Below are 14202 nucleotides of genomic sequence, written 5' to 3'. Positions count from 1 at the left end.
CTCGGATGGCACCGCATGCAACAGACGGCACCCGGTCCCTCGTTTCGAGGTGCCGGGCGTCTGCAAGCTGGGTGGTGGAGGGATTCGAACCCTTGAAGAGCTTGCACCCTCACGCGCTTTCAAGGTCTGCGACCTTGTGTTCGGCCAGCGCTGGCACCGTCCATGACCAGCGCAGCGACTACCCCATGAACGAGACCAGAACTGAGACCGCACGGACCCCGAGCGCCGACCCCGCTTTCCAAGTCGCGTGACCAAGTTGGTACGGGACCGCGTGTTCCCCTTGGGCTGCCCCGGTGCAGTCGCGACGGGCGCGACCGGATGTCGGCCCCCGCCGGGCCTGAAAGAGACGGACCCTGAGACGAGCCACGCGTGGCGGCTGCAGGCGAGACGCGCCGGCCCAGCGGTACAGAGGCGGCTGACACGACCACTTCAACGGTGGGCTCCCCAGGAGAGACCACCCAGGGCCTCGCCCTGCGTAACGGAAGAAGGGGGCGGCGGTAGCCGACCCGCAAGCCCAACGGATGGCAGGGATGCGAGACCCGCCCGTGCGGCTTGCAGTAGCACGACGCAGTACAGCGTAATCTTTAACAAGCGGTGACCATTATTCACAATGGAGGCCCGAATTAAGAATTAAGGGGTGCGATAGGGTACCAGCTATAGCCGTTCTTGTCCGTTCCTTCGTCGGTAACATTGATCTATTTCGGCAACAGAATTCAGGCTTGACCCATTCGGGTGCGTCTATTACGTTTGGACCTCGAGCGATGAGGCACGATGATCCGCGGCGGCTCGGTCAAGCCAAGAATGCGAGAGGAAAGCATCGTGGATATAAAGCCGTGGCACATTGCAGTTCTTGTCATCGTGGTCATCATGGCAATCTTCATCTCTCGGCTGGTTAAGGCTTTCAAGGACGGGCGCAACGAGCGAAGTTAGCTCCAGCTCTGCTCTCACGAGGGGAAAAGATGTTCCGCAAATCCATCATGGCAGCAACTCTCGCCTTGGCTGTGTCACTCAGCGCGGTCGCGTTCGGCGGTGCGCCGGCCTCGGCCGCCACGCCCGTGTCGAAGACGGATCTCCAGATCGTTCGTGCTGCCCTGGTCAAGTACGGGGTACCCCCGACAAGCCAGAATTCGCTCCTCAGCGCCTTCGCCAGGGGCGAGCGTTGGGACTCAGAGAGCGGCGCCGCGCCCGTCTCCACCGAAGTCGACCAAGTCGGTGGGGCTGAACGAACCATCTACCGCTACTTGGATGGCTCCGTCAACGTCAGCACTGTCGAAATCCCCACCGAGGTCTCGCCCGAGGTCTCGGCTATGGGAATCTCCGGCTGCCAAAGCTACTCGGTGACCGGCGCGAAGGCTTGGCGGAACTGCAAGGTTGGATGGGATGCCGCCACTTGGAGTGTAAGCTTCACTGCGGCTTACAAGTACTACCTGGGCCCCTCGTACGGCTGTTACATCGATTCCATTGGTGGACTTGCTCACGGTGGCGTAGGCAGCTTCTCCAACGACAAGCTCGAGTACATTACGCGGAGCGCGAACGGTTACACCGGGCAGTGCATTGCTCAGGGATCGTACAAGCGCTCGTACGAGCCAGTCGGCAGTGAGACCGTGGGAGTGAAGCTGAACCTTACCGCCGAACACGGTGGCGGCTGGACCAGCAAGGTATCGGCCTGACCCGAATAAACCGCAAAGTGAACGCCCGGCAGCTCACTGAGCTGCCGGGCGTTTTACAGCTGATCGAGTCGACGCTGTTCGCTGTACGCCCAGCAGCTCGGACCGCGCATAGCGACAGCGCACCAGGCGCACCGGACGTTGCGAGCGGCACTCCACGCCGCGATGCCACGAGCCCTCATCACTAGCGAAGTCGACACAAGTTGACCTTGCTGCTTATCGTGCACAGATGATCATTGATATCGATCATCTGCTGCGTCGGCTGGTCAGGCTCAGAAATCGCTACCTCGGGTGGCAGCACCGAGCAGCTCGGAGGTACAGCAACGGGCCCACGGTGGGGTCTCTTCGTGGTGGTTCCCACGTTGGTCCTCTGCTGCGGCGGCGCAGCTATCGGAGTGCCGGCAACCTGGGTGTGGCGTCTGACCGATGAGGCAGACGCAGGCGCGCCTTCGCCGCCTCTGCCCGCGTCGGGGCACCTACAGGCGCTGAGCTACGGCCAAGAAGAAGGCCTACTGCCGCTGCTCGACAAAAAACATCAGGACGAGCTTGTGCGGGTCTGGCGCGCTTACCGCGGGGCCAAGGGGCGCACCGACGCGGCGGGTACCCGCCTCAACTTCGGTTCGCTGGCGGTTCTACCGATCCGCCAGAGCCGGGCGGCTCCACCATTGCTCGCCTCGCAACTAGCGCAGATGCCGGGGTCAGTCACGGGCGACCCAGCGGACGACGTGTCCGTAGAGCACCCTGCCTGAGACCAGGCGCAAGAACGCCCGACGGCCCCTCGGGGTCGCCGGGCGTCTGCCCTGCAAGCTGGCGGTGGTGAAGGGATTTGAACCCTTGGAGGGCTTGCACCCTCACACGCTTTCGAGGTCTGCGATCCCGGGTTCGGCTTGTGCTGGCACCGTCCGTGGCCAGGGGCGCAGCGTAGCGGCAGACCCTGATGAGCGCCCCCGTACGGCCGTGAACGAGACCAGAAATGAGACCAACGCGCGACGGCAGCCTCGCCCGCTTTCCAAGTCCGCGCTGATGTGTCGCCGACGCTCGGTAACAGTCCTGAGCCGGGCCACGGGGTCATAGCCGGCCGTTGGCGGATATCACCGAAGGCCACCGAAGGAACCGCCCCGACCGTTGGGTACGTCATGAGCGGATGAGGAGCGCCGCTCATCAGGCACCACGGCCGCCGCTACCATGTGTGCATGAGTGGTCACGCCACAAGATCAGAGGCAGAGACTTTCCTGTACAGGTACGGGTTCGAGAGTGATCCGTTCCAGCTGACCAACTCGGACTCCGAGCCGCTCCTTGACGAGTACTTCGTCCCGCCGCCGTTCTACAGTGGCGTCCTAGGCGATCCCGGCGCACCAGTGCCCATAGCTGTTTTCGCGCCGCGAGGGACAGGCAAAACTGCCCAGCGGATCTCAGTCGAGCGTCGGAGTCAAGTACACAAAGAGTTCCTTTGCGTAACGTATGACGAGTTCTGGGTCGCTAGCAAGAAACAGCTAGACGAAGTCAGCCTAGCGTCACATCTCGCGAATCTCTGCACTCGGCTTACAATCGCTGCTCTAACCGAGCTGGGTGGCGATCCTAATCGCATAAGGGCTCTAAATCCGCACCAAAAGCAAGTCCTACTATTCTCTTCTCGCCGGTTTCTGGGAAAGCTGACACAGCAGCAATACGAGGAAGCGCTTACCTCCGTAAAAACACTTAAAGATAAAGCAGGTGAGTTTTGGAATCGCTACGGTGGCCTCGTGGCGAACGTCGTTACAGCCCTTCTCAAGAAGGTGCATCTGGATGGCCTAACAATCCCCTCTGAACTAAACAAGAGCCTTGAGCGAGAAGATTCTATTGAATACCTCTTCAAGCAGCTGCTTGGCATCATTCAGGCCCTGGGATACAGGTCGACATATGTTCTCGTGGACAGAGTTGACGAGCTGGTCTCGACAGCGCAGGACAGTCAGGCCTCCTGGCGACTAGTGCAAGACCTGCTAGTAAATCTCCCAGTGCTTGAAACGAAGGGTGTTGGCTTCAAGTTCTTCCTCTGGGACCAACTACGTGAGCACTTCTTGGCAGAGGGTGGGCGACCGGACAGAGTTCGCACCTACGAGCTCAAATGGTCTACTGCAGAGTTGACCACGATGCTGCGAAGGCGACTGTCGGCCTATTCGACGGGCAAGGTCGGTAACTTGAACTATCTCCTTGACCCCAATGTCGCCCTCGATGTGGAGGCGCTCGTCGTCAATCTCGCGGCTGGCTCACCTCGCGACATGGTCAGGATCTGCAAGGCAATCATTGATGAAGGAACGAGAATTTCGGCGCCTGAAAATGGCCTTCATTTAAGCCATGTACTTGACGGCGTTCGGTCTTTCTCGCGAGAATATGCAGATTTGGTGTGTGCGGGTCGCCTCCCGGAACTTCGAAAGATTGGGGCCGTCACATTCACCATTAACCAGTTGGCCAGCGACGTCTTCAACGTTAGCGAGAATGCTGCTCGAAGTAAGGTTCAGAAGTGGCAAGACGCTGGCTTGGTACACAAAGTAGATGAACGACCTAACCGCGTTAACAGGCCCTTGCACGTATACTCCGTACGAGATCCCCGGGTGGCTATCGCTTGTTGTGAAGGATTCGATCTCGAACTAGTACTCGACAACTACCTATACATCTGCTCTAACTGCGACGGTCTGATCATTTCGAGCGACAATAAATTTAGGTGTCCGGAGTGTGACCACATGCAGTCAATCGACAGTTGCAAGTCGCTTTGGTCAGTCTGCTAAACCACCCTGCCGGGAACTGCCAGGAGAGCTGCCCTTCCTTCACCCGACGGTGGACCATTAGGACTTGACCATCCTTGACGATGATGGCCGTCGCGATGGCTGGACGTTCGACGTTCGTGGCGTCGCTCATTGTTCCCCTTCCAAGACGCGCAGGATCGGCGCGTATATGCGTTGCTTCGGGATGAATCGGGTGACGTCTGCCGCCGGAGCCCACAGGGCATCCGTGTTCTCGATGACGTCGCGGTTCTCGACCTCGCCGGCGAGGTAGTCGCAGAAGAAGTACATCGCGCTTACGCCGGTCACCGGATGGACGCGACTGCCGAGTTCAGCGCGTACGGAGCAATGGACGCCCGTTTCCGCGAGGGTTTCGCGGATCGCAATCGTTGCGGGGGTTGCACCGGGCTTGACGATCCCGGCGGGGAACTGCCATGAGAGCCCGCCTGGGTCGGCATCGCGGCGGCATACCAGCAGGACTCTGGCTTCGTTGAGTACGACCGCGATCGCCACAGTTAGGGCAACGGCGTTGCCGGTCGCCGCAACGGCCGCATGCGGGGTGGGTACTCATTATGAGTCGCCCGCCTCGCCCCAATTCAGCCACCTGAGTCAGTCCGAGCGGATAGTGCGAACAAGTGCTTGCAAGGCTGCAAGCTTATGCTGCTCCAGCTTGATCGGATCGTCAGTCTTGCTCGGGGTAGACATAGTGTCTTTGAGAATATGGTCTGGGTGCAGAGAATAACTATCCGAATACGAAGTGCCGTCGGGGCCTTGATAAGAGATCGTAACATTTACCGGCAGAAGTTCGTCTTGACCAGCTCTGATTACGTTACTCAAACTCCACCCTGGGGCCCATGTCGTAATCGGCCGAGCGTATCGTTCGTAGATCCATTTGAACATATCAGCACTGCCCAGCTGACTCAGGTCCTCGGGTGGCTTGGGATCGAATGTCACCCTCACATTGGAAGCCACAGAAGCCCCCAAGTTCCTCAAAACTAGCATGATCGTGCCATGCGAAAGCAATTCGCGCTTCAACTCGGCGATGATGACTGGTCGCGCCTTCGCGCGACTGTCACTCTTGGACGCCTCAAAGGTGCGCACGGCGACGACTGCGGTATAGATGATTGCAACGGCCATCACGGCAGTGCCGACTGCCGTGACAACTCCTGCGATTGCGGTTACGGCTATCCAGAAGTCTGTCATTGAGTAACTGACCCGCCTTAAACGGTCTCGAGGCTACGGGACGCCGCGGGCACAACGTTGATGGAGTCACCGTCGGGCGACTCCGCGCGGAACACGACGGCGAAGTGCTGCCCGCCGAAGGAGACGTCACCACCTGCGTAGCGTTCTGGGAGGTACAAGGTTCCCATGTGCTGTCGCTGCGTGCCACCTTGAAGAAAGAGGTCAAGTCGGAAGGAGAGCCGCTGATCCATGATCCTGATGATCAATCGTTAGCTGAATGCGAGAACGGACAGGAAGTCCGGTCCTCGGATGGATCGATCGGAGTGTCACTTCGATGCGCCGTGACGTCGCTCCTGGGATGGGCGTGCTGCCCGGGCGGTCGACGCCGAGGGCGCCGCGAGACGGGTGGCAGCACTAGCGGAGCCCTCGCAGGTCAACTGAGACCAAAACTGAGACCACACAGAGAGACGCCCGGCCCCTCTCTCGGAGGGGCCGGGCGTCTGCCCTGCAAGCTGGCGGTGGTGAAGGGATTTGAACCCTTGGAGGGCTTGCACCCTCACACGCTTTCGAGGCGTGCTCCTTAGGCCGCTCGGACACACCACCGCGAAGTAGGTTACCCGACCGCTGCCGGGCTCCGCCGCCGGGTCACCCCCAAGCCCCCGGCGAGTCGCGCCGGAGCGTGCCCGGGCGGGCTCCCGGGCCGGGAAGTGCCAGGTCGTGCCGCCTCCGCGCGGCGCGCCTGGCAGGATCTTCCGAATGAGTGTGCACATCGGCGCGCAGCCGGGCGACATCGCCGAGCGGGTTCTGCTTCCCGGGGATCCCATGCGGGCGAAGTGGATCGCCGAGACCTTTCTGACCGACCCCGTCTGCTACACGCAGGTGCGGGGCATGCTGGGCTTCACCGGCACGTGGCAGGGGGTGCCCGTCTCCGTGCAGGGGTCCGGCATGGGCATGCCGTCCGCCTCGATCTACACCCACGAGCTGATCAACGAGTACGGCGTCCGCTCCGTGATCCGGATCGGGTCGTGCGGCGCGCTCGCCGAGGATCTGCACCTGGGTGACGTCGTGGCCGCGATCGGGTCGGCGACGGACTCGAACATGAACCGGGTGCGGTTCGACGGGCTCGTCGACTACGCGCCGGTGGCCGACTTCGGGCTGCTGCGTACGGCCGCCGAGGTGGCCGAGCGGCGCGGTGTCGACATGCGGGTGGGTCCGATCCTGGCCGCGGACGCGTTCTACACCGACCGGCCCGACCTGTACGACTCGCTGGCCGACTACGGCGTGCTGGCCGTGGAGATGGAGTCGGCGGCCATCTACACGATCGCCGCCCGGTACCGCGCGAAGGCGCTGACCATCCTGACCGTCAGCGACCACATCAAGCGCGGCGAGAAGATGGAAGCGGCGCAGCGGGAGCAGGGCTTCTCCGACATGGTGCAGATCGGCCTGGACACCGCGATCGCCTGAGCCGGCGCGACCGGCCGGCCGGTCGCGGTCGGTCGTCAGCCGCGGAAGAAGTCGCGCATCAGGGCGGAGCATTCCGCTTCGAGGACGCCCGGGTACACCTCGGGCCGGTGGTTGAGGCGGCGGTCGCGGACCACGTCCCAGAGGGACCCGACCGCCCCCGTCTTCGGCTCCCACGCGCCGAAGACGAGCGTGTCGATGCGGGCCAGCACCAGCGCCCCGGCGCACATCGTGCACGGTTCCAGGGTGACCACCAGCGTGCAGCCGTCGAGCCGCCAGGTGCCGGCGACCTCGGCGGCCCGGCGCAGCGCCAGGACCTCCGCGTGCGCGGTCGGGTCGCCGGCCGCCTCGCGTTCGTTGCCGGCGGCGGCCAGCTCCGTACCGGACGGGTCGTAGACGACCGCGCCCACCGGCACGTCCTCCGGGGACGCGGCGGCGGCGGACAGGGCCCGCCGCATCCACGCCTCATGCAGAGGACGGGCCCTCACGCGTCGCGCAGCTCTTCCAGCTCGTCCCCGCAGCCGAGCTTCTGGCAGATCTCGGCGGTCACGTCGGAGGGCATCATGCCCTCGAGCCCGCAGAGCGCCAGCAGCCGGTGCGAGCTGATGCCGAGGTCGGCGAGGAGCTCCACGTCCCCGACCGGGTCGGCGTCGGGGTCGGCGGCGGGCCGGTCGTCCTCGTCGTCGTCCCCGGCCGGCGGCGCGGCCAGGTCGTCGATCTCCAACGCCGGCGCCTCCACGTCGGCGAGCAGCAGCGCCCCGAGCCGCGACTCGTCGGCGTACGCCGAGTCGGACCCGAAGATCCGCAGATCCTCGCCCTCGTCCAGCCGCAGGATCACCAGATACTGATCGTCGGCCTCGACGAAGAGCAGCGACAGCTCGGCGTCGGGCTCGGCGTCACGCAGCCGGTCCACGACCTCCTCGATGTCGGCCGCCCCGGTGAGCTCCACCTCGGACGCCGTCCAGCCGTTCTTGCCCCGGGCGACGGCGGCAGCGAAAGTCGACACGAATCCCCCCACGAACATGTGTTCTCAGCGAGAGACGGTAGCCCCTGCATCGGCCGCAGCGCAGCGCCACGCCCCGAAGGAGACAAAGACCGGCCGTGGGTGGTCCCGCTTTTCCTCAGGTACGGCCACAGCAGAGCCGGAGTGGCACACGCCCGGCCGCTGCCGTCCCGGCCGGGATCACGCCGCCGTCCGGCCCTCGTCGGACTCGCGCCGCACAGGTGACGACGGGAAGGCCGCTCAGGCCTGCTGGTCGCCGGACGGCTTCCACTTCTGCATCCAGGGGCTGTCCGGCCAGTTCTCCGCCGCCGCCATGATCGGGTACGCCGTCCCGCCGTCGATCGCCTCGCGGATGATGTCGGCGTGCCCGGTGTGGCGGGCCGTCTCCTGGATGAGGTGGAGCAGGACCCAGCGCACCGACCAGTTGTCGAGGTCCTTGGGGTTCCAGGGCACCGAGTGGTCCACCGGCACCGCCTGCCCGAGGTCGTCGATGCCGGCGACCGTCTCCTCCGTCTTCGCCGCGACGCGGTCGTACTCGGCGAGGACCGCCTCGATCGGCTCGTCGTCGGCGAGGTGGAAGTTCGCGTTGTACGCCTCGTAGTCCACCTTCTGCGGCTGCCGGCGTACGGTGTCGATCCAGCCCTCCTCGGTGGCCGAGCAGTGCTTGATGAGGCCGCCCACGCTGAGGGTGCCGGCCGCCGGCGTGGCACGGAGCTGTTCCGGCGTGAGGCCGTACGCGGTGAGCTTGAGGACGTACCGCATGTGCGCGAGGTAGGCGAGCAGACCCTCGCGTTCGTTGCTGATGGCTCCGACCTGACCCGGCATGACTGTCTCCCGTTCGTTTCGCGGTTACGCCCTCACCCTAGGAGTCATTGCGGTCAGTTCCTGGCCGCTGCCCGACGAGGTCCGGGCCGGCATCGGTGAGCCAGCCGCCCGCGCGGCCGAGGTTCAGGAGGGCGCCGGCCTCGCGGTCGACCCGCACGGTCACGCCACCGGCGACCGGCCACGCCCGCCGCAGCTCACCGGGCCGCCGCAACGACGAGGTCAGGGCGGCCACGGGGTCCGGGGACGCAAGCTCGGCGTCGCACGCCTCCAGGCGATCGAGCACCTCGGCCAGAACCCGGCGTACGGCCGCCGCGTTGCCGCCGCACATGGCCGCGATGAGCTCGGCGCGCGTCGCCGCGACCCGGGTGCCGTCCCGGAACGACCCGGCGGCCAGCGCCCCGGCCAGCGGATTGCCCTCGATCAGGCCGCTCAGCGCGGCGGCCAGCAGGTGCGGCACGTGGCTGATCCGGGCCACGGCCTCGTCGTGCTCGTCCGCCGTGGCCGGCACGACCCGCGCCCCGATCGAGGTGTACAGGGCGGCGAGGCGCAGCCAGTCGTCGAGCTCCGTCTCGCCCGGCTCCAGGCACAGGACCCACGCGCAGCCGTCGAAGAGATCCGGGTCGGAGGCGAGGAAGCTGGACGACTCCTTGCCGGCCATCGGGTGGCCGCCGACGTACCGGCGGCCCTTCAGCAGGTCGCGCACCGGGCCCTTGACCGAGGTGACGTCGGTGATGAGCCCGGTGAACCCGGCGAGATCCGCCGTGACGACCGGCAGCGCGGGCAGTGGCACGGCGAGCACCACGAGCTCGGCGTCCGCGACGGCGTCCGGGATGTCAGCCGCGACGCGCCAGCCGAGCCCGTCGGCACCCGGCTCCGCCGCCGCCTCGGCCGCTGCGTGGCGGGTCGCCTCGCTGACGTCATAGCCGGTGACGTGGTGGCCGCGGGCCGCGAGGGCGCGCAGGAGGGAGCCGCCGATGAGACCGAGACCGATGACCGCGACGTTCACGCCGGTGACTCTCGCACATCCCTGCGACACATCAGCCGTACGGACGTGTGCCTTTTAGTCCGTTTCGTCACTAGATAACCCACGTCAATACGGTTACGTTCGGGACGTGACGTACAGGGGCAAACTTCGCAAGCAGTGCATGATGGTACTCGGGGCGCTGGTCGTGGCGGTCACCACGGTCGCCGGGCCGGCGCAGGCCGCGCCGTCGCAGTCCTCGGACGTGGTGCCCGGCTTCAACGGGACGGTACGGGCGGTCGCGTACTCGGGCGGCACGATCTACGTGGGCGGCGACTTCACGTCGGCGGTGGTCAAGGGCAAGAGCATCGCCCGGACCCGGCTGGCGGCGGTGAACGCGTACACCGGCGAGCTCCTGCCGTGGGCGCCCACGGCGGACGCCCGGGTCAAGGCGATCGCGGTCAGCGGGTCGAGTGTGTACATCGGCGGCGAGTTCACGTACGTCAGCGGGCAGAAGCGGGACAGCCTCGCCCGGCTCGACGCCACCAGCGGCGCGGTCTCCAGCACGTTCAAGCACGCGATCGACGGCAAGCCGTACGCCCTCGCCGCCGCGAACGGCCGGCTGTACGTCGGCGGCACGATCACCAAGGTCAGCGGCCAGGTGCGGACCCGGCTCGCCGCCTTCGACCTGCTCACCGGCGCGCTGGACGGCAGCTGGAAGCCGACGGTCGACGACCAGGTGGAGACGTTCGCCACGGCGTCCGGCCGGGTCTACGTCGGCGGCAAGTTCCACAAGGTCAACAGCACCAGCGGGTACGACCGCCTCGTCGCCCTCAACCCCACGTCGGGCGCGATCGTCACCGGGTTCAAGCCGAAGCCGGCCGTCATCGTGTTCGGCATCGCGGTCACGGCGGACAGCGTCTACACCGCGCACGGCGGCCAGGGCGGTACGGCGACCGCGTACACCCTCAGCGGCGGCAAGCGGTGGAGCGCGACGTTCGACGGCGACGCTCAGGCGATCACCAGCCTCGGCGACACCGTCTACGTCGGCGGGCACTTCGACAACGCGTGCCGCACCGCGCGTACCGGAACCCAGGGCGTCTGCCTCGACGGCTCGGACCCGCGGGTCAAGCTCGCGGCCCTGGACGTCGCCGACGGCCACCTGCGCGACTGGACCGCCAACGCCAACGGCATCGAGGGTGTGCTCACCATGGCCGTCAACCCGGGGCTCGGGGCGTTCGCCGCGGGCGGCGCCTTCACCACGATCAACGGCGTGAGCCAGAAACGCCTCGCGCAGTTCCGCTGAGCCTCACCGCAGGACAGGGCCGCATCCTCGGGCGACGGGTGCGGCCCTGTTGCGTTCCGCCCCGGCCCTGCGGTTGTCGCGGCCCTGTGCCCGTACCCTCAGGCTTGGCAGTTGTGGGCGTTCTTCCAGGCCTTGACCTTCGCGACCGGGCTCTTGTTGCCGTTCTTGCGCCAGGAGTCCAGGTACGGCGCAGGCCAGATCACGCCGCGGCGCACCTTCCAGTCGCCGACCCGCGCGCACGGCGGCGAGATGCCGTAGTGCAGGTGGCAGACGCCGTTGGCGTTGCCGGTGTGGCCGACCTTGCCGAGCTGCTGGCCCGCCTTGACCCGGACGCCCTTCTTGATGCCCGTCAGAACCTTGCTCAGGTGCGATCCGTAGTAGCGCACGCCGTCGTCGCCGAGCAGCGAGACCGACAGGCCGCCGTTCAGCGGACCGTCGGGGCGGCCCTTCACGTACTCGTCCTTGAGGCTGATCTCGAGCACCACGCCGCTGGTCGTCGCCACGACCTTCTCGCCGCAGTCGGCGAAGATGTCGGTCGCCGGATACTTCGAGTGCGTCGGGTGGTACGCCACGTTCGACGCCTTCACCGGGAAGACGTACCTCACGCTCAGCGGGGCGGTCGCCCGCGGCTTGGCCGGCGTCTTCGACGGCGTCGCGGGCGTGACGACCTTACCGGCGGCGGCGGGCGGGGCCGCGGACTCCACGGGCGCCGCGGTGGTCGCAGTGGGCTCCACGAACTGCGGCGTCGCGGCCGTCGACGGCCCGTCGCCCGGCGTGCCGCAGGCGGCGAGCGAGAGCGCGGTGACGGTCAAGACCGAGAGGGTACGCAGGGAAAGCACCGCGCCATCCTGACAGAAGTTGTCCGCGCCCGCAGACCCGCAGCCGGTGGATAGGGTTCGGGGAGGCACCTTGTCGACGACGGAGGGCGCGCATGAGCGAGCACGCGGGATGGGGCGGGACGACGCCGCCGGCGGGATGGCTGCCGCCCGTACGCCCGCCTGAGGCGTTGCCCGGCCTGCCGCCCCGCCCGACGTACCGGGAGACGCACCGCATCCGCACGGCCCCGTTGCTCAGCGGCGCCGGCGCGGCGGCGCTCTGGTTCACGCTCTTCGGCAGCCTCGGCCGGGATCTGTTCGGCTACGCATGGTGGACCATCGGCGCGGCGGTGTCGGCGTGGATCGCGGCGGCCGTGCTGACCATCCTCGGCGACCGCGGCGTGGCCGTCGGCGTGGCCCTCGCCAGCGGCGTCGGCCTATCGATAACCGCCGGTGTCGTCGGTGCGAGGTGGATCACTACGAACGACTGGCCGCTGTGGTGAATGTCCAGCTCTGCGGCGGTCTGTCATTGACGAACCGTACGGCTACGGTGGCGCAACGCACTCGCCCTTGACGAAGGCCGAGCGGCTTGGGCACTCTCGGCCCATGGCCCACGTACCGCAGCGACTCGACCCCGACCGTCGCCGCCGCCGGCTCGAGCTCCTCGCGGCTCTGGCAGACGCGAAGTCGGCCCGCGAGCTGAGCCAGCCACACCGCCTGCGCGGCGCCCGCATCCGCGAACTGATCGCCAACCGGCGCCGCCTCGCCAACTGATCCACGGCCCGCGCCGCCCCGCCGTGCGCGGCCTCCATCGCCCGCAGCCGGCACCGCCCGCGCGACCCGGGCTCCCCGCGCAGCCGGGACCGCCCGCGCTCCCCGCAGCCGGCACCGCCCGCGACCCGCGCTCCCCGCAGCCGGCGCCTTCCGTCGCCCGCGCATTCCGCAGCCGGCCCCCGATTCCCGCAGCCGGCACCTTCCGTCGCCCGCGCCTTCCGCAGCCGGCGCGCGCTTCCCGCAGCCGGGCCGCGCTTTCCGTGGGTCAGGGCTTCTCGCCCCGGTCCAGCCGGATCACCCGCCGGTCCGTGACGATCGCCGTGACCAGGTCGTGCGGGGTCACGTCGAACGCCGGGTTGACCGCCGCCCAGTACGCCGTCACCTCCGCCGCCCCCCGGTCCTCGATCTCCACCGCGGCGCCGTCCGGGGTGTCCAGGTCGACGGTCGTCTCCGGCGCGACCACCACGAACGGCACACCGGCACGCCGCGCGCCGAGGGCGTGGGCGTACGTGCCGACCTTGTTGATGACGTCACCGTTGGCGCAGATACGGTCGGCGCCGAGGATCACCGCGTCCGCCTCCCCGCGGGCCAGCAGGAACGGGCCGGCCGAGTCCACCGCGACCCGGAACTCGATCCCGGCCTGCTCCAGCTCCCAGGCGGTGAGCCGGGCGCCCTGCAGCAACGGCCGGGTCTCGCTGGCGATCACCCCGGCCAGGGAGCCACGCCGCTGCAGCTCCACCACCACCCCGAGGGCGGTCCCGCCGACCACCGCGGCCAGCCCGCCGGTGTTGCAGTGGGTCAGCACCCGGGGCGGCCCGCCGCACAGATCCACCATGAGGTCGGCGCCGAGCGCGGCCATCGCGGCGGACGCGGCGATCTCCTCGTCGCGCACCGCGCACGCCTCGGCGAGGACGCCGTCGAACCCGTCCTCGAGCCGCGCGGCGGCCCTGCGCACCCCGCGGGCGAGGTTCACGGCGGTGGGCCGGGCCACTTCGACATCGCGTACGGCCGCGGCGAGCCCCGCCGGGTCATCGGCGAACTCCCGCGCCGCGAGCACGACCCCGAAGGCGCCGGCCACCCCGAGCGCCGGGGCACCCCGCACTGCCAACGACCGGATCGCGGCGACCAGGTCGGCGACCGAGGTGACGCGGAGGATACGCAGCTCACCGGGGAGAGCGGTCTGATCGATGAGCTCGACGGCCCCGTCCACCCAGTCAATGGTCCGCATGCGCCGCAGCCTATCGACCCGCCGACGGCAACGACCGCACAGCGCCGCCCGCCCGCGGCCGGCCACCCCACGGCCGCCCACAAGCCCAGCCCGCGCCCGGCCACCCGCCCAGCCCACGGCGCGACCAACCGCCCAGCCCACGGCGCGACCAACCGCCCGGCCCACGGCGCGACCAACCGCCCGGCACCCGGCTGGCCACCCCGCCCAGCCCGCGGCCGGGG

Annotated in this window: 14 protein-coding genes and 1 tRNA gene; 6 read left to right on the top strand and 9 right to left on the bottom strand. The window is 67.4% G+C overall.

The window, feature by feature from the left end:
* Positions 1-959: 959 nt before the first annotated feature.
* Positions 960-1670, top strand: a complete 711-nt coding sequence (locus COUCH_RS02215) for a hypothetical protein (RefSeq protein ID WP_249610446.1) — start codon at positions 960-962, stop codon at positions 1668-1670.
* Positions 1671-2860: 1190 nt separating this feature from the next.
* Positions 2861-4432: a P-loop ATPase, Sll1717 family gene (locus COUCH_RS02210; protein ID WP_249610445.1), complete on the top strand. Its 1572-nt coding sequence runs from the start codon at positions 2861-2863 to the stop codon at positions 4430-4432.
* Positions 4433-4558: 126 nt separating this feature from the next.
* Here COUCH_RS02210 and COUCH_RS02205 read toward each other — a convergent pair whose 3' ends face one another.
* From COUCH_RS02205 to COUCH_RS02195, 3 genes are all read right to left on the bottom strand, one after another.
* Positions 4559-4939, bottom strand: a complete 381-nt coding sequence (locus tag COUCH_RS02205) for an NUDIX hydrolase (RefSeq protein ID WP_249610444.1) — start codon at positions 4937-4939, stop codon at positions 4559-4561.
* A 96-nt stretch (positions 4940-5035) separates the two neighbouring features.
* Positions 5036-5629 (bottom strand): hypothetical protein, encoded by a 594-nt coding sequence (locus COUCH_RS02200; RefSeq protein ID WP_249610443.1) that lies wholly within the window; start codon positions 5627-5629, stop codon positions 5036-5038.
* Between the two features lie 492 nt (positions 5630-6121).
* Positions 6122-6211: transfer RNA gene (locus COUCH_RS02195), tRNA-Ser, on the bottom strand.
* Positions 6212-6364: 153 nt separating this feature from the next.
* Here COUCH_RS02195 and deoD point away from each other — a divergent pair.
* On the top strand, positions 6365-7072 hold the full coding sequence (gene deoD, locus COUCH_RS02190; RefSeq protein WP_249610442.1) for a purine-nucleoside phosphorylase: 708 nt from the start codon (positions 6365-6367) through the stop codon (positions 7070-7072).
* A 35-nt stretch (positions 7073-7107) separates the two neighbouring features.
* Here deoD and COUCH_RS02185 read toward each other — a convergent pair whose 3' ends face one another.
* From COUCH_RS02185 to COUCH_RS02170, 4 genes are all read right to left on the bottom strand, one after another.
* Positions 7108-7527, bottom strand: coding sequence for a nucleoside deaminase (locus COUCH_RS02185; protein WP_249613526.1), 420 nt, complete (start codon positions 7525-7527; stop codon positions 7108-7110).
* A 26-nt stretch (positions 7528-7553) separates the two neighbouring features.
* The gene (locus tag COUCH_RS02180) at positions 7554-8075 is read right to left on the bottom strand and encodes a tRNA adenosine deaminase-associated protein (RefSeq protein ID WP_249610441.1); all 522 of its coding nucleotides are present in this window, start codon (positions 8073-8075) and stop codon (positions 7554-7556) included.
* 237 nt (positions 8076-8312) lie between these two features.
* Positions 8313-8897 carry a DinB family protein gene (locus COUCH_RS02175; RefSeq protein WP_249610440.1) on the bottom strand — a complete coding sequence of 195 codons (585 nt, stop codon included), beginning with the start codon at positions 8895-8897 and terminating at the stop codon, positions 8313-8315.
* 37 nt (positions 8898-8934) lie between these two features.
* Positions 8935-9903, bottom strand: a complete 969-nt coding sequence (locus COUCH_RS02170; RefSeq protein WP_249610439.1) for a prephenate dehydrogenase — start codon at positions 9901-9903, stop codon at positions 8935-8937.
* A gap of 139 nt (positions 9904-10042) precedes the next feature.
* Between COUCH_RS02170 and COUCH_RS02165 the strand changes: the two genes are divergently transcribed.
* Positions 10043-11164, top strand: a complete 1122-nt coding sequence (locus tag COUCH_RS02165) for a PQQ-like beta-propeller repeat protein (RefSeq protein ID WP_249610438.1) — start codon at positions 10043-10045, stop codon at positions 11162-11164.
* Between the two features lie 98 nt (positions 11165-11262).
* Here the strand turns inward: COUCH_RS02165 and COUCH_RS02160 are convergent, their stop codons facing one another.
* Complete coding sequence (locus COUCH_RS02160; protein ID WP_249610437.1) at positions 11263-11976, bottom strand: M23 family metallopeptidase; 714 nt, start codon at positions 11974-11976, stop codon at positions 11263-11265.
* A 119-nt stretch (positions 11977-12095) separates the two neighbouring features.
* Between COUCH_RS02160 and COUCH_RS02155 the strand changes: the two genes are divergently transcribed.
* A complete protein-coding gene (locus COUCH_RS02155) occupies positions 12096-12482 on the top strand; it encodes a hypothetical protein (protein WP_249610436.1) in 387 nt (128 codons plus the stop codon).
* 103 nt (positions 12483-12585) lie between these two features.
* Positions 12586-12753, top strand: coding sequence for a hypothetical protein (locus tag COUCH_RS02150; protein WP_249610435.1), 168 nt, complete (start codon positions 12586-12588; stop codon positions 12751-12753).
* Between the two features lie 265 nt (positions 12754-13018).
* Here the strand turns inward: COUCH_RS02150 and mtnA are convergent, their stop codons facing one another.
* Positions 13019-13981, bottom strand: a complete 963-nt coding sequence (gene mtnA, locus COUCH_RS02145) for an S-methyl-5-thioribose-1-phosphate isomerase (RefSeq protein ID WP_249610434.1) — start codon at positions 13979-13981, stop codon at positions 13019-13021.
* Positions 13982-14202: the final 221 nt, after the last annotated feature.

It is taken from the genome of Couchioplanes caeruleus (genome assembly GCF_023499255.1).
GTDB classification, from domain to species: domain Bacteria; phylum Actinomycetota; class Actinomycetes; order Mycobacteriales; family Micromonosporaceae; genus Actinoplanes; species Actinoplanes caeruleus_A.
This window is presented reverse-complemented; position numbering and strand designations above follow the sequence as displayed.

Coding starts and splice junctions, on each gene's coding strand:
- mtnA (WP_249610434.1), bottom strand. CDS start 13,981: ATGCGGACCATTGACTGGGTGGACGGGGCCGTCGAGCTCATCGATCAG.
- COUCH_RS02185 (WP_249613526.1), bottom strand. CDS start 7,527: ATGCGGCGGGCCCTGTCCGCCGCCGCCGCGTCCCCGGAGGACGTGCCG.
- deoD (WP_249610442.1), top strand. CDS start 6,365: ATGAGTGTGCACATCGGCGCGCAGCCGGGCGACATCGCCGAGCGGGTT.
- COUCH_RS02150 (WP_249610435.1), top strand. CDS start 12,586: ATGGCCCACGTACCGCAGCGACTCGACCCCGACCGTCGCCGCCGCCGG.
- COUCH_RS02200 (WP_249610443.1), bottom strand. CDS start 5,629: ATGACAGACTTCTGGATAGCCGTAACCGCAATCGCAGGAGTTGTCACG.
- COUCH_RS02155 (WP_249610436.1), top strand. CDS start 12,096: ATGAGCGAGCACGCGGGATGGGGCGGGACGACGCCGCCGGCGGGATGG.
- COUCH_RS02210 (WP_249610445.1), top strand. CDS start 2,861: ATGAGTGGTCACGCCACAAGATCAGAGGCAGAGACTTTCCTGTACAGG.
- COUCH_RS02175 (WP_249610440.1), bottom strand. CDS start 8,897: ATGCCGGGTCAGGTCGGAGCCATCAGCAACGAACGCGAGGGTCTGCTC.
- COUCH_RS02215 (WP_249610446.1), top strand. CDS start 960: ATGTTCCGCAAATCCATCATGGCAGCAACTCTCGCCTTGGCTGTGTCA.
- COUCH_RS02165 (WP_249610438.1), top strand. CDS start 10,043: ATGATGGTACTCGGGGCGCTGGTCGTGGCGGTCACCACGGTCGCCGGG.